Source organism: Streptomyces atratus (assembly GCF_040655115.1).
In the GTDB taxonomy this organism is placed as follows: Bacteria; Actinomycetota; Actinomycetes; order Streptomycetales; family Streptomycetaceae; genus Streptomyces; species Streptomyces atratus_D.
This window is the reverse complement of record NZ_JBFAJH010000006.1, coordinates 119,772-141,021: the sequence shown is the minus strand read 5'-3', so window position 1 is coordinate 141,021 and position 21,250 is coordinate 119,772. Positions and strand designations below refer to the sequence as shown.

Annotated in this window: 17 protein-coding genes and 4 pseudogenes; 9 read left to right on the top strand and 12 right to left on the bottom strand. The window is 68.3% G+C overall.

Features of this window, described 5'->3' with window-relative positions; genetic code table 11:
* Nucleotides 1–48: 48 nt before the first annotated feature.
* Nucleotides 49–1,311 (bottom strand): NYN domain-containing protein, encoded by a 1,263-nt coding sequence (locus AB0I23_RS10215; protein WP_359108649.1) that lies wholly within the window; start codon nucleotides 1,309–1,311, stop codon nucleotides 49–51.
* Between the two features lie 223 nt (nucleotides 1,312–1,534).
* Between AB0I23_RS10215 and AB0I23_RS10210 the strand changes: the two genes are divergently transcribed.
* The gene (locus tag AB0I23_RS10210; RefSeq protein WP_359108647.1) at nucleotides 1,535–1,714 is read left to right on the top strand and encodes a hypothetical protein; all 180 of its coding nucleotides are present in this window, start codon (nucleotides 1,535–1,537) and stop codon (nucleotides 1,712–1,714) included.
* Nucleotides 1,715–1,803: 89 nt separating this feature from the next.
* Here AB0I23_RS10210 and AB0I23_RS10205 read toward each other — a convergent pair.
* Nucleotides 1,804–2,151: pseudogene (locus AB0I23_RS10205) on the bottom strand (DNA polymerase III subunit alpha); the annotation flags it as partial.
* 1,000 nt (nucleotides 2,152–3,151) lie between these two features.
* On the opposite strand from AB0I23_RS10205, the gene dnaE reads away from it, so the two are divergent.
* Nucleotides 3,152–6,694, top strand: coding sequence for a DNA polymerase III subunit alpha (gene dnaE / locus AB0I23_RS10200; RefSeq protein ID WP_436846914.1), 3,543 nt, complete (start codon nucleotides 3,152–3,154; stop codon nucleotides 6,692–6,694).
* A 154-nt stretch (nucleotides 6,695–6,848) separates the two neighbouring features.
* On the opposite strand, the pseudogene AB0I23_RS10195 reads toward dnaE, so the two are convergent.
* The 4 genes and pseudogenes from AB0I23_RS10195 to AB0I23_RS10180 form a co-directional block, all read right to left on the bottom strand.
* Nucleotides 6,849–7,388: pseudogene (locus tag AB0I23_RS10195) on the bottom strand (RNA-guided endonuclease InsQ/TnpB family protein); the annotation flags it as partial.
* Nucleotides 7,382–7,597 (bottom strand): annotated as a pseudogene (locus AB0I23_RS10190) (PHP domain-containing protein); the annotation flags it as partial. The pseudogenes AB0I23_RS10195 and AB0I23_RS10190, both read right to left, overlap by 7 nt.
* Nucleotides 7,573–7,635: a hypothetical protein gene (locus tag AB0I23_RS10185; RefSeq protein ID WP_359108826.1), complete on the bottom strand. Its 63-nt coding sequence runs from the start codon at nucleotides 7,633–7,635 to the stop codon at nucleotides 7,573–7,575. The gene AB0I23_RS10185 and the pseudogene AB0I23_RS10190, both read right to left, overlap by 25 nt.
* Nucleotides 7,636–7,754: 119 nt before the next feature.
* Entirely contained in the window at nucleotides 7,755–8,558 is an 804-nt protein-coding gene (locus AB0I23_RS10180; protein ID WP_359108643.1) for a recombinase family protein, read from the bottom strand.
* Nucleotides 8,559–8,760: 202 nt separating this feature from the next.
* Between AB0I23_RS10180 and AB0I23_RS10175 the strand changes: the two genes are divergently transcribed.
* The 5 genes and pseudogenes from AB0I23_RS10175 (at nucleotide 8,761) to AB0I23_RS10155 (ending at nucleotide 13,522) form a co-directional block, all read left to right on the top strand.
* Nucleotides 8,761–10,089, top strand: a complete 1,329-nt coding sequence (locus AB0I23_RS10175) for a DUF2252 domain-containing protein (RefSeq protein WP_359108641.1) — start codon at nucleotides 8,761–8,763, stop codon at nucleotides 10,087–10,089.
* 150 nt (nucleotides 10,090–10,239) lie between these two features.
* The gene (locus tag AB0I23_RS10170; RefSeq protein ID WP_359108640.1) at nucleotides 10,240–10,968 is read left to right on the top strand and encodes a hypothetical protein; all 729 of its coding nucleotides are present in this window, start codon (nucleotides 10,240–10,242) and stop codon (nucleotides 10,966–10,968) included.
* A gap of 45 nt (nucleotides 10,969–11,013) precedes the next feature.
* Nucleotides 11,014–11,829, top strand: coding sequence for a DsbA family protein (locus AB0I23_RS10165; RefSeq protein WP_359108638.1), 816 nt, complete (start codon nucleotides 11,014–11,016; stop codon nucleotides 11,827–11,829).
* An 84-nt stretch (nucleotides 11,830–11,913) separates the two neighbouring features.
* Nucleotides 11,914–12,136, top strand: a pseudogene (locus AB0I23_RS10160) (PhoD-like phosphatase N-terminal domain-containing protein); the annotation flags it as partial.
* Nucleotides 12,137–12,532: 396 nt separating this feature from the next.
* The gene (locus AB0I23_RS10155; RefSeq protein ID WP_359108636.1) at nucleotides 12,533–13,522 is read left to right on the top strand and encodes a zinc metalloprotease; all 990 of its coding nucleotides are present in this window, start codon (nucleotides 12,533–12,535) and stop codon (nucleotides 13,520–13,522) included.
* Nucleotides 13,523–13,580: 58 nt separating this feature from the next.
* On the opposite strand, the gene AB0I23_RS10150 is transcribed toward AB0I23_RS10155, so the two are convergent.
* Complete coding sequence (locus AB0I23_RS10150; RefSeq protein ID WP_359108634.1) at nucleotides 13,581–14,150, bottom strand: dienelactone hydrolase family protein; 570 nt, start codon at nucleotides 14,148–14,150, stop codon at nucleotides 13,581–13,583.
* A 46-nt stretch (nucleotides 14,151–14,196) separates the two neighbouring features.
* Here AB0I23_RS10150 and AB0I23_RS10145 point away from each other — a divergent pair, with 46 nt between their 5' ends.
* The gene (locus AB0I23_RS10145; protein WP_359108824.1) at nucleotides 14,197–15,324 is read left to right on the top strand and encodes a mechanosensitive ion channel family protein; all 1,128 of its coding nucleotides are present in this window, start codon (nucleotides 14,197–14,199) and stop codon (nucleotides 15,322–15,324) included.
* A gap of 38 nt (nucleotides 15,325–15,362) precedes the next feature.
* On the opposite strand, the gene AB0I23_RS10140 is transcribed toward AB0I23_RS10145, so the two are convergent.
* The gene (locus AB0I23_RS10140) at nucleotides 15,363–16,949 is read right to left on the bottom strand and encodes a Na+/H+ antiporter (RefSeq protein ID WP_359108632.1); all 1,587 of its coding nucleotides are present in this window, start codon (nucleotides 16,947–16,949) and stop codon (nucleotides 15,363–15,365) included.
* 181 nt (nucleotides 16,950–17,130) lie between these two features.
* On the opposite strand from AB0I23_RS10140, the gene AB0I23_RS10135 reads away from it, so the two are divergent.
* Nucleotides 17,131–17,592: a hypothetical protein gene (locus AB0I23_RS10135; protein ID WP_359108629.1), complete on the top strand. Its 462-nt coding sequence runs from the start codon at nucleotides 17,131–17,133 to the stop codon at nucleotides 17,590–17,592.
* Nucleotides 17,593–17,918: 326 nt separating this feature from the next.
* On the opposite strand, the gene AB0I23_RS10130 is transcribed toward AB0I23_RS10135, so the two are convergent.
* Genes AB0I23_RS10130 through AB0I23_RS10115 form a run of 4 tightly spaced genes read right to left on the bottom strand, consistent with a single transcriptional unit; the run spans nucleotide 17,919 to nucleotide 20,863 of the window.
* Nucleotides 17,919–18,395 (bottom strand): GNAT family N-acetyltransferase, encoded by a 477-nt coding sequence (locus AB0I23_RS10130; RefSeq protein WP_359108627.1) that lies wholly within the window; start codon nucleotides 18,393–18,395, stop codon nucleotides 17,919–17,921.
* Nucleotides 18,392–19,333, bottom strand: a complete 942-nt coding sequence (locus AB0I23_RS10125) for an RluA family pseudouridine synthase (RefSeq protein ID WP_359108626.1) — start codon at nucleotides 19,331–19,333, stop codon at nucleotides 18,392–18,394. Before AB0I23_RS10125 ends, AB0I23_RS10130 begins: the two co-directional genes overlap by 4 nt.
* Before the next feature lie 23 nt (nucleotides 19,334–19,356).
* Entirely contained in the window at nucleotides 19,357–19,965 is a 609-nt protein-coding gene (gene lspA / locus AB0I23_RS10120) for a signal peptidase II (RefSeq protein ID WP_359108624.1), read from the bottom strand.
* A gap of 58 nt (nucleotides 19,966–20,023) precedes the next feature.
* Nucleotides 20,024–20,863 (bottom strand): TraR/DksA family transcriptional regulator, encoded by an 840-nt coding sequence (locus AB0I23_RS10115; RefSeq protein ID WP_359108622.1) that lies wholly within the window; start codon nucleotides 20,861–20,863, stop codon nucleotides 20,024–20,026.
* Nucleotides 20,864–21,250 lie beyond the last annotated feature (387 nt).

The following is a 21,250-nucleotide window of genomic DNA, read 5'->3' as shown; positions in this document are numbered from 1 at the left end:
TACGAGAGTACGGGGTCGGACACCTCTTATTGCGGCCGGGCCGCCGGACTACTCCGCCGCGGGGATGTGTTCGGCCGCCGCGCGTACATCGATCTCACGCCAGAACCCTGCCCGGATCGCGTACCGGTCGTGTTCGTCGATCTGGTCGTCCTTGTGGGCGAGCAGGCCGAACCGCGCCGCGTACCGCAGCAACTCGCCGTCGATGCGGTGCGGGATCCTCGGGTACATGGTGGACAGCTTCTGCAGATGGACGGTCTCCGGCAGCCGTTCCATCCAGCGCCGGGCGAAGACCTGACCCACCTCGAACGGGTCACCGCCGACCGTCGTGATGTCCTCCTCGCGGTCCGCCCAGCGCTGCTCGGCGGAGGTGAGCTGGGCGAGGGTGGGCAGCGAGGCGGTCTCGGCGGGTTCGCCGAGCGGTCCACCGCGCTCCGCCCAGCCCTTGTCGGAGGACCACCGCAGGGTCGCGGTCGCCGGGGGCTGCACCGCCGACTGCGCGGGGGCGAGCGGGGTGCCGGGGCCGCGCAGGGTGCCCGCCAGGTCCTTGGGCGTGGGGACGCCCTTGCCGCCGTGAACAACCGGGGCGTGCGCGGTGTCCTCGCCGGTGGGCGTCGCCGCACCGTTGCGGGCGGCGGCCTGGGCCTCCGAGGCGCGTTCGGCGGAGGCGGCGAGCGCCGCCTCGGGCAGCGGCGCGGAGAGGATCGCGGCGATCTCGGGGCGGGGGGCGGGCGGCGGGGCGCAGCTGCCTCCGTTGTCCTTGGCCCGCACGGCCTGGGTGATCCAGGCCCGGTCGAGCACCCGGCGTTCGTCGGCCTCGGCGACCAGGTCCTCGGACTGGTTGTAGTCGCCGTCTGCGGCCTGCACGGCCCAGAGGTGGACGGCCACGCCGTGTTCCTTGGCGGACATCAGTCCGGGCAGCAGATCGCCGTCGCCGGTCACCAGGACGACATCGGAGCAGGCGCGGTTCCTGGCCAGTTCGGTGAGTTCGGCGTGCATGGCGGCGTCGACGCCCTTCTGCGCCCACCGCCCGTCACTGCGCGTGAGCGCTCCGAGCCGTACGGTCACTCTGGGCATGACGCGCAGTCTGCGGTGTTCGGGCTGCGGTACGCGGTCGGGGGCACCGTCGAACCAGTAGATCCGCAGCAGCGGCTGCTCCGTATCGGCTTCGGCTCGCTCGCGCAGGCCCTGAATCAGCGCCGCGTGGTCGACGGTGATGCGGGAACGGACGGGCTCTCCCGCCAGCAGACTCGCGGCTGCGCCCAGCAAGTAGCCGGCGTCCACCAGGACGACACAACGATCCACGCGTTCCACCCTCTTCCAGAATTCGGGAATGGGTTCTGCTCAGGGTTTCCTCGAAGTCTGCCCGACGGCGTGAGGGTTGACGGCCGGAACTCGATCATCGGCGTGGCGGATGCCGAAAACGGCGCATCATACCCCCTCACTACGCACGGTAATGATCCAACATGCACCGTATATGCCCGTATGTGAGTCTGACAGCGGTCCTGGCCCCGAGATTCCGCACAGGAGGAACACCATGGCCAAGAACAAGAACCGCAAGCAGGGCAGCCAGCAGCACCGCGCGTCCATACCGGAGCGCGGTGCGGAGGAGACGAAGTCGACGGCTTACGAGTCGCAGACCCAGTCGCAGTCGCAGGCCCAGGGCAGCCCTGCTGATGTTGCCCGTAAGCAGCAGCGGCGCTTCGGCCACAACTGACCGGCCGCCTCCGGTCCGGCCACAGGCCGGTAGCCGAGAGAGGCGCTCCCGCAACGCGGGGCGCCTCTCTCGTGCGTTGCGGGACCCGCTCAGCCGGCCAGACAGGACGGGCCGAGCAGCACCTTCAGGTCACCGAAGAGCGCCGGGTCGGGCTGGACCCGGTGCCGGTCGAGCCGGAGGACGGTGGTCTTGCGGGGACCCTGGAGCCTGATCCGTACCTCGGTGTTGCCGCGGTGGTTGCTGAGCACCTCGCCGAGGCGGGCGACCATCGGCGGGGTGATCTTGACCGTCGGGATGGTGAGCACCACCGGCGCGTTGGTCCCCGCCGAGGAGAGGTCGGGGACCTGCATCTCCATGGCGACCAGCCGCGGGATGTCCTCGCGCTTGTCGAGCCGTCCCTTGACGAAGACGACGGTGTCCTCGACGAGCTGGGTGGACCGACGGATCGCTGTGAACCAGGCCGAGCAGATGGGAGCGCCCGCATGGACGGTGCGGGCAGAGATCGATGCCGCGGAACCGGACTCGATGTTTGCGGCGACGATGAGGCGTGCTCTGGAGGCGATGCGACAGATCAACGACCGGATGTAGGTGTATCCACCCGGGCCGATCGGGCCGATGGGATCTGGTTGATGGCGTGGGCGGCCCCGGTGGTTCTCCGAGACGGCGGGCAGATGGATCTCTTCCAGCCGGTGCGCGAAGTAGCGGAGGGCTTCCTCGGCAATGAGTTCCTGGACGACGGCCAGGAGGTCGTCGTGCCGCCCGGCTGTCATGCCCGCCAGGTCCAGGGAGGAGATGAGGTGAGCGTCGAGCGTCTCCACCGCCTTCTCCTGGCTGGTGCCGTAGGGAGCGCAGTAGCTGGCGGTCAGTGGATAGAAACTGCTGGTGAGTTGGGGTGCAGGCAGGGCATCCAGAGTTCCGGCCGGGGACGACGGCCCGGACGCCGGCCGCGGCGACGGCGTAGATCTGGCGGCCCCAGCCGATGGTGTCGATGTCTGTGGCCTTCTCGCGCCACACGGGAGTGCCGTAGTCGGGGGCGAAGTCAGCCAGGGCCCAGTAGCGCTCGCCGATTGCCACAAGCTCAGGGGAGGCATCGTCGTCAGCGACGACGGCCGGGATGAGCTTGGCGAGGTCGTCGACCGTGGGCTGCCGTTCGGGGATCTCGCTCGTCACAGCCGCCACCCTATGGGCTCCCACCGACAGCCCCGGTTGCTGCCCAGCCGATCACGAGATGGCTACGCTAGGCAGATTTACGGAGACTCTGAGCGATCGTGCGAGGTCGCTGCTTTGCCCCGTTTCCCATCACTCGGCGGGGAGGCGGGAACGGCGTTTCGGAGGGGGCTTGAGGGTTAGGGTGGAGGCTTCCCAAGACCCGTCCTCGGAGGTGCCTGCCCGGTGGTCGACAGCTTTGTTCACCTGCACAATCACACCGAATACTCGATGCTCGACGGTGCTCAGCGACTCAAGCCGATGTTCGCCGAGGTCGAGCGTCAGGGCATGCCCGCCATCGCGATGAGCGACCACGGCAACATGTTCGGAGCGTACGAGTTCCAGCAGGTGGCCAAGGGCTTCAAGGGCGTGAAGCCGATCATCGGGATCGAGGCGTACGTCGCCCCGTCCTCGCGCCGGAACCGCAAGCAGGAATTCTGGGGGCCTGGCGGTGTGCGGGCGATGTCGGACGACGGCGAGGGTTCGAAGGACGTCTCCGGTGGCGGCCGCTTCACCCACATGACGATGTGGGCACGGAACGTCAAGGGACTGCAGAACCTGTTCTACATGTCGACGGAAGCGTCGTACACGGGCCAGTTCCCGGCCGGCAAGCCGCGCATGGACATGGAACTGATCTCCGAGCACGCCGAGGGGATCATCGGGACGACCGGTTGCCCCTCGGGCGCGATCCAGACCCGGCTGCGCCTGAACCAGTACGACGTGGCCCGGGAAATCGCAGGCCAGTACCAGGACATCCTCGGGAAGGAAAACTACTTCCTGGAGCTGATGGACCACGGCCTGGACCTGGAGCGCAATGTCCGCGCCGACCTGCTGCGTCTGGCTAAGGATCTCGACATCCCGCTGCTGGCCACCAATGACGCGCACTACGTTCTCGAAGAGCACGCGGACGCGCACGACAACTTGCTGTGCATCGGCGTGGGCAAGAACAAGGACGACCCGGGCCGGTTCAAGTTCAACGGCACCGGTTACTACCTCAAGACCGCTGCTCAGATGCGGGAGCTCTTCTCCGAGATCCCCGAGGCGTGTGACAACACTCTGCTGATCGCGGAGCGCATCGAGTCGTACGCATCGGTCTTCGAGAACGTCGACGAGATGCCGAACTTCCCCGGCGTTCCCGAGGGCGAGACGCAGGAGTCCTGGCTGCGCAAGGAGTGCCTCAAGGGCCTCGCGATGCGCTACGGCGACCCGATCCCGGCCGAGGTCCTGGAGCGTTTCGAGACCGAGATGTCAGTTATCGGCCCGATGAACTTCTCCAGCTACTTCCTCGTCGTCGCTGACATCTGTCAGTACGCCCGCGACCAGAAGATCCCCGTCGGCCCGGGCCGTGGCTCTGCGACCGGCTCAATCGTCGCGTACGCCACCCGTATCACCGAGCTGTGCCCGCTGGAGCACGGTCTCCTTTTCGAGCGGTTCCTGAACCCCGAGCGCATCAACCCGCCGGATGTCGACCTCGACTTCGACGACCGTCACCGTGACCGCATGGTGCGCTACGTCGTCGACAAGTACGGCGACGAGTTCACCGCCATGGTGAACACCTTCGGCAAGCTCAAGGCCAAGAACGCGATCAAGGACACGTCGCGGCTCATGGGCTACCCGTTCAGCCACGGTGAGCGGATCACGAAGGCCCTGCCGCCGGACGTGATGGGCAAGTCCATCCCGATCAACGGGATCTTCGACGAGAGCCACCCCCGTCACGGGGAAGCCGGCGAGATCCGGCAGATGTACGAGAACGAGCCGGACGTCAAGAAGGTCATCGACGGTGCCAAGGGCGTCGAGGGCCTGATCCGTAACACCGGCGTCCACGCGGCCGCGGTCATCCTGTCGAAGACACGGCTCACCGACCGTATTCCGCTCCACATGCGCGCCAAGGACGGCGTCAAGATCACCGGCTTCGACTACCCCAGTTGTGAGGACATGGGGCTGGTCAAGATGGACTTCCTGGGGCTTAGGAACCTGGGTGTGATCGATCATGCGATCCAGAACATCCGGGAAAACCGCGGCATCAACATCACCACCGACACGGTCCCGCAGGACGGCGCTCAGCCGATCCCGCTGGATGACGCCACTACCTTCCAGCTCCTGGCTCGCGGCGACACCTTCGGCGTGTTTCAGCTCGACGGCGGCGGCATGCGCACGCTGCTGAAGTTGATGGAACCCTCCCGATTCGAAGACATCGCGGCCGCCCTCGCGCTGTACCGGCCGGGTCCCATGGCGGCGAACGCACACACCAACTACGCACACCGCAAGACCGGCCGCCAGGAAATCGAGCCGATCCACCCCGAGCTGAAGGACGCCCTGGAAGGCATCCTCGGCAACACCTTCCACCTGCTCATCTACCAGGAGCAGATCATGGCCATCGCGCGAGAGCTGGCCGGTTACACCCTGGGCGGCGCCGACCTGCTGCGTCGAGCCATGGGCAAGAAGAAGCCTGAGGTTCTGGCCGCCGAATGGGACAAGTTCCACGCCGGTATGCGGAACAATGGGTACTCCGAGGAGTCCATCAAGGCGCTGTGGGACGTCATGCTCCCCTTCTCCGGGTACGCGTTCAACAAGTCCCACACCGCCGGATACGGGCTTGTCTCGTACTGGACCGCCTACTTGAAGGCGAACTACCCGGCCGAGTACATGGCCGCACTCCTCACCTCCGTAGGGGACGACAAGGACAAGGCAGCGATCTACCTGGCTGACGCTCGGAAGCTGGGCGTTCAGGTACTCCAGCCGGACATCAACGAGTCCGTCGCCAACTTCACCGCCATCGGCGACGACGTACGGTTCGGGCTCCGTTCGGTGCGTAACGTCGGTGAAGGCGTCATCGAGTCCCTGGTGGCTTCCCGCAAGTCCAAGGGCAAGTACACCTCCTTCTCCGACTTCCTCGACAAGGCCGATATCGGGGCCCTCAACAAGCGGGCCGTCGAATCGCTGATCAAGGCCGGCGCCTTCGACTCCCTCCAGCACACCCGCAAGGGACTGTCGGCCGCGCACGAGGACGCCATCGACGCGATCATCCCGGTGAAGAAGCAGGCCGCGATCGGGCAGGACGACCTGTTCGGCGATCTCGGTGGCGACAGCGACGATCCGGTCTTCGGCCTGGACTTCCCCATCGATGAAAGTGAATGGCCGCGCAAGCTACTGCTGGCCGCAGAGCGCGAGATGCTCGGCCTGTACGTCTCCGCGCACCCGCTGGACGGTACCGAGCACATCCTGGCCCGCAACCGGGACACCACGATCAGCGAACTCCTCGGCTCGGGCCGTACGGAAGGCAACGTCCAGCTGTCCGGCCTCATCACCAGCGTGGACCGCCGGATGACCAAGCAGGGCAACCCCTGGGCGATCATCAACCTCGCGGACCGTGACGGCGAGATGGAGATCCTGTTCTTCCCGGCCACCTACACCCTCGTCCAGCACGCCCTGATCCCCGACTCCGTCGTCTCCGTCCAAGGACGCCTCAACGACCGTGACGGGGCGGTCAGTATCTTCGGGCAGGAGATCCAGGTGCTGGATGTTTCTTCGGCGGAGAGCGGCGGCCGGCCACCGGTCATGCTGTCGTTCCCCGCCCACAAGATCAACGATCCGACGGTCGCCGAGCTGAAGCGCATCCTCACCGCTCACAAGGGCGAGAGTCCGGTACGGATGCGGGTCCAGACGCCCGCGAAGAGCGTCCTGTACGAGCTGGGTTTCCTGGTGGACCCGACCTCGGTCGCCTCCGACATCAAGGGCACCTTCGGCCCCGACGCCTGGCAGGGCGTGACGTGAGCGACACCGAGGAGATCCTCCTCCAACTCGACGAACTGCCGCCGTGCCCGTAGTGCTGCGGCGGAGCGGGCCTGCTACAGGCCCAGGCCCGTTTCTCCCATTCGTGACTCCTCCACCCCGTGAAGGGAGTGGCTTCTCGCTGTGCCGGGTTGGCGTCGCGACGGACCAGACCGGCCCGTAGAACATTGAGTGCTCCCACCGTGTCAGCGTGCGAGGTGTGGCCGCAGCTGACACAGCGAAACTTCTCCTGTGTGGGCCGGTTCTCCTTCGCGGTGTGTCCACACTCGGGGCACGTGCGGGAGGTGTTGCGGGGGTCCCCGGCCATCACTTCCCGCCCGGCGCTTTCAGCCTTTGCGTTCAGGATCGCGAGGAACACCCCCATCCGGCGTCAGCGATCGAACGGTTCAATCCCGCTTTGGCAGCTTCCCCGTTGGGCAGGAAGCTGCTCGGCGTCTCGGGATCGGGCCTGGGTGCGGGGGCCTTGCTCATGTTGCGGATCTTGAGGTCTTCGTGCGCAATGAAGTCGTCCTCACGGACCAGGCCGAGCGCGGTCTTGTGCGCGTGGTCGAGCCGCTGGCGGCGGACCTTGCGGTGCAGGGCCGCAACACGCTCCACCATCTTGCGGCCGCTTCGAGCGGCGCTTGCACCGAGAAAGTTCCTGCTGTGCGGACCCCGGTTTCGCGGCGGCCTTTTGTGGGTGTGACCACCCGAACCTGAGACGTCGTCGCGCTTCTGGTGCGGCTGACCCCACGGAATCTTCCGCTTTTGCTTGCGCGACTTCCGGAGCGACATGCGCCTCGACGCCGGTGATCGGCGTCACGTTCGCTTCTTCGCCCGGTGGAAGAAATCGTACGCACCGTGCAGGTTGCCGTGGTCGGTCATCGCGATGTGCGACATGCCCATCTGAACGTCTCGGCCCCCGAGGACTGCGACCGTTTCATGTTCCGCCCGCAAACCCCACAGATGACGACACCGTGAAGCCAGTGCGAAGGGCGGTTCGGCCGTCGTGGCCTGTACCCGTCCTCGATGATCTGCGTGATCCGTGCGAACTCTTCCTCCGTCACCAGGGTGGCCAGAACTTCACCGGAACCGCGTTGTGACAGATCACCTTTCCCGTCCGATGCTCGATCTTGTGTCCCAGGAGCGTCTGCGAAGTCATAACGATCTTGATGGACTTGTGGGTCCACGCCGACGGAACAGGGTCAGGCCTTGTGGAGTTATGGACTCGTGGTGCGGGGACTCCCCGGGCTTGGAGGTCCGCGGCGATGCGAGTCGGGGCTTCCCCGGCAATGATGCGTTCGGCCAGTTCACGGACAATGGGCTCCGCCCGGTCATCACGTATGAGGATCTTGCCCCTGCCTTCCGGGTTCGGTGTCGACCGAAGTCCATACGGCACCCGTCCGCCTGTCCAGCGTCCGGTCTTCCTCAGATGGTTCTGCGAAGAGACCGTCCTCTCCCGCCCCAGTTCCCGTTCGAACTGGGCAAATGAGGCCATCACATTTGCGGCGAACCGCCCGTGCGGAGTCGACATGTCCCACCCGTCCTCGACGGCCACGAGGCGCACACCAGCTGTATCGCACGCCTCGACCACGGACGAAAAATGGATCAGCGATCGAGCAATGCGGTCCGCCCGCCAGGTCAGCAACACGTCGTAGTGCAGCAAGTTCTCGCACAGTTCGCGAAGTGCAGGGCGCTCCCCCGGCGACTCCCCGCCCGACACGTTGCTGTCCTGGAACACGCGCAGGACGGTCCAACCCTGTCGTTCCGCATAGGCCCGGCATGACGCCTCCTGCCTGGCCAGTGAAGTACTCGATTCCGTGGTTCGCGACAGCCTGACGTAGATCACCGCACGCAAGACATTCATGGATTCCCTCCGGTCACCCCAGTGCACCCATCCATGACTGTTGCGAAGGTCGGACCATCCGAGGTGGAATCACCCGCACGTCACCCGAATCAGTGACTGCGGCCGTACTTCCCGGGCCCGGGCACTGATGCGGCGCCTCCGACGTTCTCAGCAGCGGGACATACGGCAAGACCCCGTCATCAACCAAGAAAGCAGGCCGGTAATGCGCAGCACTTTCGAAGTCTCGGACACTGAACGCGAGGAGCAGATCCTCGCGGTCTTCGAGACCGCCTTCGGAGAGCTCCTGGCCGCAGACCCGACCGCCTTCCGGGTCAAGTTCCGCAAGATGGCCGCATCACCGTTCGCGTTCTATAGAGGAACGGCCTGCCTGTATTACGCCGATCTCAGCTCGACGAGGAACGCGGACCCCTATCTGGACGAGCGAACCAGCAGGGTGTGGGTGCACGGCGATCTGCATGCCGAGAACTTCGGCACGTACATGGATTCCAATGGCCGCCTTGTCTTTAATGTGAACGACTTCGATGAAGCCTTCGTAGCCCCCTTCACCTGGGACCTCAAGCGGTTCGCCGCCTCCGTCGCGCTGATCGGGTACGCGAAGGCGCTGGGCGACGACCAGATCAGTGAGCTCGTCCGGGTCTACGCGGCGGCCTACCGCGAGCGGATCCACGCGCTCGCAACAGGCGCGAAGAACGACGAGGTGCCTCCGTACACGCTGGACACCGCCGAGGGGCCACTGCTGGACGCGCTGCGCGACGCCCGGTCGCTGACCCGGTTCTCGCTGCTCGACTCCATGACGGAGATCCGGGACTTCGAGCGCCGGTTCGCGGCGGGCGGCGGCGCGATCGATCTGGACGCGGCGGCGCGCTACAAGGTGCTGGCGGCGTTCGACGGCTATCTGGAGACGCTGCCCGAGTCGAGCCTGACCCGCCCCGACTCCTACCGGGTGAAGGACGTCGTCGGCCGGCGCGGCATCGGCATCGGCTCGGCCGGGCTGCCCTCGTACAACATCCTCCTGGAGGGCAACAGCGACGCCCTGGAGAACGATGTGGTGATCTACCTCAAGCAGGCGCAGACCCCGGCGGTCTCCCGGCACATCACCGACGCGGCGGTGCGCGACTACTTCCAGCACGAGGGGCACCGCACGGTCATCTCCCAGCGCGCCCTGCAGGCGCACGCCGACCCGTGGCTGGGGTGGACCGAGCTCGACGGTGCCGGTCAGCTGGTCGCCGAGGTCTCGCCGTACGCGGTGGATCTGGACTGGTCCGACATCGATGAGCCCGACGAGATCGCGGCGGTCGTCGCCGACCTCGGCCGGGCGACGGCGACGATGCACTCCGCCGCGGACGACGAGAGCGGGCACTCGCTGGTGCCGTTCTCCACGGAGCGGGCGATCGACGCGGCGATCGCGGCGGACGAGGAGGGCTTCGCCGGAATGCTGGTGGACTTCGCGCACAGCTACGGGGCGCGGGCGCGGGCCGACCACCAGATCTTCGTGGACCTCTTCCGCAACGGCCGCATCCCGGGGCTGTAGGTCTCCGCGCGGTGCCGCACCCCCCTTGAGACCGGCCGGCAAGTCGGGGCCGGCGTCACGGGGCTGGGGCACGCACCTTCACCCACCCCCCACCACCACTTGCCGGCCGGTCTCGGAGCCTGTCGGGTTCACATGGCAGACTCTCGGACGATGGACATATCCGGGACGCAGCTCAGAGTCGTACGCGCGGCGCTTTTCACAGCGCTCGTCGTGACGCTCTCCGCTGCGTCCCATGTGCTGCTCTCGCAGGTCCCACTGCCGCTGACCGTGGTCGGCGGGCTGGCCGGTCTGGTCTTCGCGGCGGCGTACGCACTGGCCGGCCGGGAGCGCGGTTTCGGTGCGATCGCCGGGCTGCTGGTGCCGCTGGAGCTGGCCGCGGACACGGTCTTCACCACCGGTCAGCATCTCTGTTACGGAGCGGCGGGCGGCCCGATCGCGGGGCCGCTGCGTTCGGTCGGCGTCGATGTCCTGTGCGGCGGCGAGGTCGGTGCCGGTGGAGCGCAGCTCGGCGGGGTAGGCGCGGTCGGCCACCCGCTCTCCTCGGTGACCGACGCCGGACACGGTGCCGCCGCACTACTGGCCTCCCCCGGTCCCGCTGTGCCGTGGCTGCTGCTGGCCGCCCATGTGTCGGTCGGTCTGCTCGCCGCGGCGTGGCTGCGGCGCGGCGAGTCCGCGCTCGCCGGTCTGCTGCGGGCGGTCGCCGCCACGGCGTTCCGGCCGCTGCTGATCGCGGTCGCCGTCGCGGGTACGGCCCACCGCTCCGTACGGCGTGCCGCCCGGCCCGCCCCGTACCGCCCGCACCTGCTCACGCACGCCCGCCTCCTCGTGCACTCCGTGGGACGGAGGGGACCGCCTCGCTCGGCCTGCGCCACCGCCTGAGCCCGGACCGTCCCTGACGACCCCACACACCACGGAGAAACAGTCATGAGCAAGCGCAACAGCCAGGCCAACAAGGCAGCCGCCCGCGAGCGGCTGCGCGCGGAGCGCGAGCGCCAGGCCAAGAAGGACAAGATCCGCAAGCAGGTGATCGTCGGCGTCTCGGTGGTCGCCGTGCTGGCGATCGCCGGCGGCGTCAGCTACGGCGTGATGCAGCTGAACAAGCCCGGTCACTGGGAGGCGGCGGCGGACGCGAAGAACGTCACCGCGCCGAAGAACACGTCGGGCACCGACGGCACGACCGTCGTGATCGGCAAGTCGACCGCCAAGAAGACCCTCGAACTGTACGAGGACTCGCGCTGCCCGATCTGCGGCCAGTTCGAGCAGACCGTCGGCGAGACGATCCACAAGGACGTCGACGCCGGCAAGTACAAGGTCAAGTACATCGGTGCCACGTTCATCGACAACAGCGACAACGGCGAGGGCTCCAAGAACGCGCTCAGCGCGCTGGGCGCGGCGCTCGACGTCAGCCCGCAGGCGTTCCTCGACTACAAGTACGCGCTCTACTCCGCGAAGTACCACCCGGAGGAGTCCGTCGACACGTTCGCCAAGGACTCGTACCTGATCAAGGTCGCGAACACGGTGGCCGAACTGAAGGACAACAAGGCGTTCCAGAAGAACGTCAACGACGGCACGTTCGACAACTGGGCGATGAAGATGTCCGCGACGTTCGACAAGAGCGGCGTGAAGGGCACCCCGACGCTGAAGATGGACGGCAAGACGCTCACCAGCGAGGGCAGCGAGAACGCCCCGATGAGCGTGGCCGACTTCAACACCGCGATCACCAAGGCGCTGAAGGGCTGACGACCGGCAACGGTTTCCCTACGGGCGGGCGAACTCCCCTTGTTCGCCCGCCCGTTCGCCTTACCGGTCCGTGGGGCTCCGTCCGTGACCAGTCGAATGCGTTCTCCGTCCCTTTCCGCCCCCAGCCGCCGCACGCTGGTGAAGGCCGCTGCCGCCACCGCCGTCGCCGCCACCGTGCTCGGGGCCGCCACCAGCGCCCGTGCCGCGGGACGGCCCCGCCTTCCTGCACGGCGTCGCCTCCGGCGACCCTCTGCCGGACGGCATACCCCTGTGGACCCGCGTCACCCCGACGCCCGACGCCGTGCCCTACGTGGTCTCCGACAAGACGAAGCGGGACGCGAGCTCCGCCTGGACGCGTTCGTACCGGACGCTCAGCGGCACCCAGAAGGTCGAGCGGGTGGACGCCCGGTACGCTGAAGCGTCTATTTTCAGCCACGGCGGACCATGTTGACGGCACATTACGTCGCTACGGCGGGTGGCGTGTTCCCTGGATCCAATGGGGACACACCACCCGTCGGGGTAACGCACTACGTTACGTCCGCGTCTCAAACTCCGGAACGGACAGAATTATTTATTCCTGTTTCCCCGGTTTGCCCCATGACTGATTGGGCTTGATCACTCCTCCTCATGCCCTGACATGCGCACGTAATCTCCCGGCGGCGGGGGAGGAAATCCCTCCCCCACGCTTCAGCGAGGAGTACTCGTGCGCACTCTTGCCCGTATATCGCCGCGTATACGTCACCGTGCGATCGGCATCGCCGTCCTGGCCGGAACCCTGGCCCTGGCACCGCTCTCCGCGCCGTCCGGCGCGGCCGCCGCCAAGGTGTCCACCGCCTCCGCGTCCGCCTCGGCAGAGAAGTGCGCGAGTACCGACGCCACCGCGCGCGAGGCCCGCCCTTCGGGCACCAAGCACGACTCCGAACCCAACGAACTCACCGCGGCTCAGGCCAAGGCCATGGACACGCAGCTCAAGGCGAGACTCGCGGACCGCCGGGCCAGCGGCGCCACGCTCGCCGCCGGAGCGACCATCCCGGTCTACTTCCACGTGATCCACTCCGGCACCACCGGCAAGCTCACCTCCAGCAACATCAGCAGTCAGATGAACGTGCTGAACGCGGCATTCGGCGGCCAGGGCACCGGCAACACCAACTCCGGCTTCCAGTTCTCGCTGGCCGGCACCGACTACACGGACAACGCCAGCTGGTACAACCTCTCCTCGGGGTCGGCCGCCGAGAAGGCCATGAAGACGGCGCTGCGCAAGGGCGGCAAGAACGCGCTCAACGTCTACACCGCCAACCTCGGTGGCGGGCTGCTCGGCTGGGCGACCTTCCCCAGCTCCTACAACTCCAGCCCGAGCATGGACGGCGTGGTCATCCTCGACACCTCGCTGCCGGGCGGCTCGGCCACCAACTACAACGAGGGCGACACCGCCACCCACGAGGTCGGCCACTGGATGGGGCTCTACCACACGTTCCAGGGTGGCTGCAACGGCAATGGCGACTACGTGGCCGACACTCCGGCCGAGTCGAGCCCTGCGTACGCCTGCCCGACCGGACGCGACACCTGCACCACCAAGACCGGAGTCGACCCGATCCACAACTTCATGGACTACACCTACGACTCGTGCATGTACCAGTTCACCGCGGGCCAGGTACAGCGGATGAGTGACAGCTGGACCGCGTACCGCGCCTGATCCCGGCGTACGGACGAGGAGCCCCGCACACCGTCATGGTGTGCGGGGCTCCGGCCGTCTACAGAGTGGCGAGGAAGCCGAGGGCGACCTTCCACATCAGATCGGCCGACGCCGCGTCGTAGTCCGGCAGGTCCGGGTCCGTGAAGAGATGGCCCGCACCGGGGTACCGGTAGATCTCCACATCGGCGCCGGTCCGCTGCATCTGCAGATACCAGGAGTTCAGCCAGTCGTGCGTCTCGAACGGGTCCGGGTCGGCGACATGCAGCTGCACGGGCAGCTCGTCGACCTCCGCGTTCTCCGCGATGTCCGACGTGCCGTGGAAGAGCAGCAGCCCGCGCGCCTTCTCGTCACCGAGTGCCAGGGTCTGAGCGGTGGAGGCGCCGAACGAGAAGCCGGCGTAGACGAGACCGCGCTCGGAGTAGGGGGCGGCGGCCAGCACGGCGCGCTTGAGCAGCTCGTCCTTGCCCAGCTCGTCCCTGAAGGCCATGCCTTCCTCGACGGTCTCGAACGTGTGCCCGTCGAAGAGATCGGGCACGTGCACCTCGTGCCCTGCGGCGCGCAGCCGGGCGGCGGCCGCGTGCACCGCGGGGCGCAGACCGTACGTCGAGTGGAAAAGCATGATGTTCATGGGAGCAATGGTGCCAGTTTCGATCGACAGCATGGAGAACGACGGGATGGAGAACGTTCTGCGTCCGCTGGTCGTCGTCGGTGGCTCGGTGGTGCTCACGCTGCTGGTGGGCTGGGGAGTCGATGTGCTGCTCCGGCGCGCCGGTGCCCGGCAGCCCGACACACCGCTGTGGGGTCTGCTGCGTCGCTGCCGGATCCCGCTGCTGCTGGTGCTCTGCACGGCGCTGCTGAGAGGCAGTTACACGCATGCCGGGCTCGACGTGGTGACGGACCACCGCGCCGCGATCGGCCAGGTACTGGCGCTGGTACTGATCGGGACATCGGCCTGGCTGGTGGTCCGGATCGCGACGGCCGTCGTCGACTCCGTCTACGCCAGGTACGCGGCGAACACCCGCGATCCGGCGCGGGTGCGGCGGGTCCGTACGCAGGTGACGCTCATCCAGCGGGTGGTCACCGCGATCGTGGCGACCGTGGCGGCCGGCGCGATGCTGCTGACGTTCCCCGCGATGCGGACCTTCGGCACCTCGATGCTGGCCTCGGCCGGCGTCCTCGGCATCGTCGCGGGCATCGCCGCCCAGTCCACGCTCGGCAACCTCTTCGCGGGGCTGCAGATCGCCTTCGGCGACATGGTGCGGATCGGCGACACGGTGGTGGTGGACGGCGAGTGGGGCACGATCGAGGAGATCACCCTCACCTTCCTCGCGGTACGGACCTGGGACGAGCGGCGGATCACGATGCCGGTCTCGTACTTCACCAGCAAGCCGTTCGAGAACTGGTCGCGCGGCGGAGTCCAGATGACCGGTTCGGTCTTCTTCCATCTCGACCACAGCGCCCCCGTCGCCGCGATGCGTGAGCAGCTGCGGGACATCCTGGGTGAGTGCGGCGCCTGGGACGGCCGCGACTGGTCCCTCGCCGTCACGGACACCACCCCGTCGACGATGCAGGTGCGCGCGGTGGTCACGGCGAAGGACGCGGACGACATCTGGACGGTGCGCTGCGCCGTGCGGGAGCAGCTGATCGGCTGGCTGCGCGACCACCATCCCTACGCGCTGCCGCGGATCGCGACGGCGCCCGCGGCGCTGCCTCCGGGCGACCAGTGGCCCTATCTGCCCCACCCGGACGGCAACAAGCCGTCCGACACGCACGAGGTGGCGCCCCGGACCGGCCGCGGCTGAGGGTTACGGGCCCGGAGCGCCGACCAGGGGCGCCCGGGTCAGCGCAGGCTGCGCACGTCCAGCTGCCGCAGCACCCGGTCGACCACCTCCGGGTCCGTCCCCGACTCGCTGCGTGCGGACAGCACCGCGTGCCGGGCGGCGGACATCATCTCGCGCTGCACCCGGTTGACCGCCCGGAGCCGCTCGGCGCGCTTCGCGTACGCCTCGCGCCGGTCCTCGTCGACCATGCCGGGGCTGATCCGCGCCCCCACGTCGTACGCCAGCCGATGCAGCCGCTCCACGACCTCTTCCGGGAACTCCTCGGCCTCCTGGATCTCCTTGAGCCGGTGCTTCGCGGCCTTCGCGGCGCGGAACGCGAGGTCCCGTTCCAGCGCCGCCTCCGCATCCGTGTCGGCGCGGACGCCGAGCTTCCGTACCAGCCACGGCAGAGTGAGCCCCTGGACGACCAGGGTCGCCATGATCACGACGAAGGCGATGAAGACGATCTCGTCGCGGCCGGGGAACGGTTTCCCGTCGTCCGTCTCCAGCGGGATCGCGAGGGCCAGCGCGACGGAGGCCACCCCGCGCATCCCGGCCCACCACATCACGACGGTCTCGCGCCAGCTGGTGGGGATCTCCTCGCTGTAGTGGCGGCGGGTGTGCAGCCGCTTGGCGAGCCAGGTCGCGGGCAGCAGATACAGCAGCCGTACGCCGACGACGACCGCGACGACCACCAGGCCCCAGCCGGCCATCTGCCAGGCGCGGCCGTGCGACGTGCCGAAGACGTTGTGCAGTTCGAGACCGATCAGACCGAAGGCGACGCCGGTGACGAGGGTGTCGACGATCTCCCAGAAGCTGCGGCCGGCGAGACGGCCCAGCACGTCGTCCGCGTCGGCGGTGTGCTCGGCGAGGAACAGCGCGGTGGTGAGCACGGCAAGCACACCCGACCCCATCAGCTCCTCCGCGAGCACGTAGCTCACGAACGGCACCAGCAGCGTCAGCCCGACCTGGAGCGTCGCGTCGCCGAGCAGTCCCATGAGCTTGATGGTCAGCCAGCCCAGCGCGAGACCGACCACCACGGCGACCACGGCGGAGAGGATCAGCAGCCCGAAGGCCTTCGGCAGCGAGAAGGTGCCGCTCACCGCGGCGGCGATCGCCACGTGGTAGAGCACGATCGCGGTCACGTCGTTGAACAGTCCCTCGCCCTCCAGGATGGAGACGAGCCTGCGCGGCAGGCCGAGCGATCCCGCGACCGCGGTCGCGGCGACCGGGTCGGGCGGGGCGACGAGCGCACCGAGCGCCACGGCGGCGGCGAGGGGCAGCCCGGGGACGATCGCGTTGGCGACGGCGGCGACGGCGGCCGTCGTCACGAAGACCAGTGCCACGGCCAGCAGAAAGATCGGTCGTTTGTTGGCGGCGAACTGCCGCCAGGAGGTGCGCTGCACGGAGGCGTAGAGCAGCGGCGGCAGCAGCGCGGGAAGAATGATCTCCGGCGGGACGTCCACATTCGGGACGAAGCTGAGGAACGCCATGCCGGCTCCGGCGAGCGTCATCAGCACCGGCGCGGGCAGCCCGAGACGTTCCCCCAGTGGCACCGTGACCACGGCTCCGAGCAACAGCAGGAGGAGCAGTGCCAGTTGGTCCACGATGTGCCTTCCGGAGCATGCCGACCGGAACCCGGTGGTCGGTCGATCAGTGGTTCCAGCGTGCCACGCAATAGCCTGTAAAGCGGACAACACCCCTTCCTGCCCGCCTCCCTGGCGCGAACGGAGCGAGGGCACCGGCAGGCTGCTCGCCGCGCACCTCGTGTACCGGTTCCCCGGCCAGGTGGCGAAGGCGACGGACGAGGCGCTACGGGCGGTGGACCGTACGCTCACCATCGGCCCGGAGAAGCTGGTGGACCGTCACCGCCGCTGGTGGCACGCGTACGACCGGCGCGGCTTCCTCTCCGTACCGAACAAGCAGCTGCGGAGCTTCTACCTCATCCAGCTCTACAAGCTCGCCGCGTCGACCCGCTCCTGGGGACCGACGATCTCCGAGTGGGGTCCATGGTTCCCGGAGATCGGCAACAACTGGACCGCGGTCCGGCGGAACCTCAACGTCCAGATCGGTATGGCACCGATCCACGGCTCCAACCACCCCGAACTCGACTCCGTGACAGGCGCGTTCCGCCGCTTCGAGCACAACCTGCCGACCCGGGTACGCCGATGCCACGGACAGCACGTACGACCTCTCGCTCATCCGCTGGGGTGTGCGCACCCTCATCGCCTCGGCGAAGCTGTCGCGTAAGGAACGGGCGCGGGCGCCCGCTGCACTGGCGGGACTCCGGTCCGGGCCGGATCACGGTCACCCTGCCGCGTGGCGGCACAGCGGTGATCACACCGCACGGCGCGCCTCGCCCGGAGCCCGTTCCGCGCGACGTGCCGTCGAACGGAGCCTGGACGCGCTGGGGCCCGCCGGGCCGACTCAGAGCCTGTCGGGTGACCTCTGATCGGGCGGCCACGCCCTGGCAGGCACGCTTCCGGCGCTGCCGAATCGAAGGTCACCCGACAGGCTCTCAGACGTGTGCGAGGGTGCCGTTCCGGCCGTACGACCGGAACGGCGCCCGGTGTGTTCTACAGGCTGCGGCGCATCGCCCGGTGGGGGATCCCCGCATCCGGGAACCCGGGGCCGTACGCCACATACCCGAGCCGCTCGTAGAAGCCGAGCGCATGGGTCTGGGCGTGCAGGTCCACGGCGGTCAGACCGAGACCGCGGGCCGCTTCCTCGATGGCCCGTACCAGCGCCGCGCCGACCCCGAGACCGCGCGCCCGGCTGGTCACCGCGAGCCGGCCGAGCGAGCCGACGGTGAGGTCGCCACCGGTCTTGGCGGCCACGCCCGCGCCGTGCAGCAGCCGTCCCGTGCCGAGCGTCGTGCCGTCCGCCGCGACCGCGATCACATGCAGCGCGCCCGCGTCGTAGGCGTCGTACTCGATCTCCTCGGCCACGTTCTGCTCACCGACGAAGACCTCCTTGCGAACCTGGAAACAGGCCGCGAGGTCGCTCTCGTCGACGGCGATGCGCGTGGTGTACGGGGCCGGGGCGTTGGTCACCGGCTCTCCGCCGCGATCCTGTCGAGGGCCTGCTGGAGGTCGTCCGGGTAGCTGCTGGCGAACTCCACCCAGTTGCCGTCCGACGGGTGCTCGAAGCCGAGCCGGACCGCGTGCAGCCACTGCCGCGTCAGCCCGAGGCGCTTGGCCACCGTCGGGTCGGCGCCGTACGTCAGGTCGCCGACGCAGGGGTGGCGGTGGGCGGACATGTGCACCCGGATCTGGTGCGTACGGCCCGTCTCCAGCTTGATGTCGAGAAGGCTCGCGGACCGGTACGCCTCGATCAGGTCGTAGTGCGTCACGGAAGGCTTGCCCTCGGCCGTGACCGCCCACTTGTAGTCGTGCGTGGGATGGCGCCCGATGGGGGCGTCGATGGTGCCGCTCATCGGGTCCGGGTGGCCCTGGACCAGAGCGTGGTACTTCTTCTCGACGACCCGGTCGCGGAACTGGCCCTTCAGCAATGTGTAGGCCCGCTCGGACTTGGCGACGACCATCAGGCCCGAGGTGCCGACGTCGAGGCGGTGGACGATGCCCTGGCGCTCGGCGGCGCCCGAGGTCGAGATCCGGTAGCCGGCCGCGGCGAGACCGCCGATGACCGTCGTGCCGGTCCAGCCGGGGCTCGGGTGGGCGGCGACCCCGACCGGCTTCACGATCACGACGATGTCGTCGTCGTCGTGCACGATCTCCATGCCCTCGACGGGCTCGGCGACGATCTGCACCGGCGCGGGTGCCTGCGGCATCACCACTTCCAGCCAGGCACCGCCCTGCACCCGCTCGGACTTCCCGACCACAGCGCCGTCCACCTGCACCTTTCCGGCAGCGGCCAGCTCGGCGGCCTTGGTGCGGGAGAAGCCGAACATGCGGGAAATGGCGGCGTCGACACGCTCGCCTTCCAGACCGTCGGGAACGGGCAGGGTGCGGACCTCGGGATACGTACTCACCTGTCGAGTATGCCTTGCCCCTGCTAGTCCTTGTGCACGGTGCCGTCGGGGTCCAGGCCCCTGAAGGAAAGGATCACGATCAGGATGCCGCCGCAGACGATGGCGGAGTCCGCGAGGTTGAAGACGGCGAAGTGCGCCGGGGCGATGAAGTCCACCACCGCGCCCTTGAAGACGCCCGGCGAGCGGAAGATCCGGTCGGTGAGGTTGCCGAGCGCACCGCCGAGCAGCAGACCGAGCGCGATCGCCCACGGCAGGCTGTAGAGCTTGCGGGCGAGGCGGGCGATGACCACGATCACCGTCGCCGCGATGGCGGTGAAGATCACCGTGAACGCCTCGCCGATGCCGAACGCGGCGCCCGCGTTCCGGATCGCGTCGAAGCGCAGCCAGTCGCCGAAGATCTCGATGGGCTGCTGGTGCTCCAGCTTCGCGACCACGATCATCTTGCTGATCAGGTCGAGCAGATAGGCGAAGACGGCTACGGCGAAGAGCACCACGATCTTCCGCTCGCCCTTGCCGGGGGCATCGGCCCGGTCCGTTTCCGCGTCCGTGCCCCCGAGCTCGCCCTCGGGGGCCTCGGTCCCCTCAGCATCAGGGATGTCCGGCGTACCGATGATGCGCTCCGCCTCTGCCACGTGAGTCCCTCAACCTAGGTTCCTGACCGAAGACGAGGGTACGACACACCTCCCTGAATCAGCCGCGACGCTCCTGCTTCTGTTTGTCCTCGACACAGAGAGTGGCCCGGGAGAACGCCTGCATCCGCGCCTTTCCGATCGGCTTGCCGCAGATCTCGCACAGTCCGTAGGTCCCCGCGTCGAGCCGGGCCAGCGCCCGCTCGGTCTGCTCCAGCATCTCCGTGGCGTTGGCGGCGAGCGCCATCTCGTGCTCACGGGTGATGTTCTTCGTGCCGGTGTCCGCCTCGTCGTCACCGGCCCCGTCACCCGAGTCCCGCATCAGCCCGGCGAGCGCCGCACCCGACGCCTCCAGCTCACTGCGGAGCCGCGTGACCTCGCTGGCCAGCTCGGCCCGCGCCTCGGCGACCTCCTCCGGCGTCCAGGGGTCCTCGCCCGGCCGTACGGCCAGTTCCCCGGGCGCTGTCGCGACCCGGGCCGGCGGCACCGGCGCCGCGTCCTTGTCGGACGTCCGGGTCCGAGCCGCGCTCTTCTTGGCTACCACCGTGTGGGCTCCCGTCTGCTCGGCGGCCTCGGCCGCCCCCGTGGCCGCCGCAGCGGCCTTCTTCGAAGCCTTCTTGACCGCGCCCTTCTTCGCAGCGGCCTTCGTGCCAGGTGCCGCGTGCCTGCCGCCGGTGTCACCGTCGGCCGTCCGCCCTCCGTCCGCCTCGTGCGCGGCCGTCCTCCGTGCCGCGGTCTTCTTCGCCGCGGCCTTCTTCGCGGCAGCCTTCTTCGCCGCGGCCTTCCTCGGACCCGGCTCCAGGACGGTCTCCGTGCCCACGTCTCCGTTCGTCTCCTCGGCCGCCACACCCGTGGATCTCGCTGACGCCGACTTCTGTACGGCGGTCTTCTTCGCCACCATGGCCGCGGCCCCTTCACATATTGTGATCTTGCACGCGAATCGTGCTGGGACGATAAATCGACCCCAGCCCCGCGGCAACGGGGCACGCCGCCGAATCGCCCCTCCCGGTGTCGGATCAGCGCGCGCCTGAATCCGTTGTTCCCAGCTCCCCGCCCGGTAATCCGCCCTCCGCGCCCCCGCCGGGACTCCGCACACCCCCTCTCGCCATTCGGGTCACGCCCGCGCCCCCGGGATAAACCGGTCGGCCGTCGCCCGTACGGGCCCGTACACTGGGCCCAGCGAGAGGCGTCGATGGGACGAGTAGCGCCGTACGCAGCCAGGAGCGACCCGGGGACGGTGGAAGCCCGGGGGCGAGCGCGTCGTGAAGATCACCCGGAGCCGTCGGAA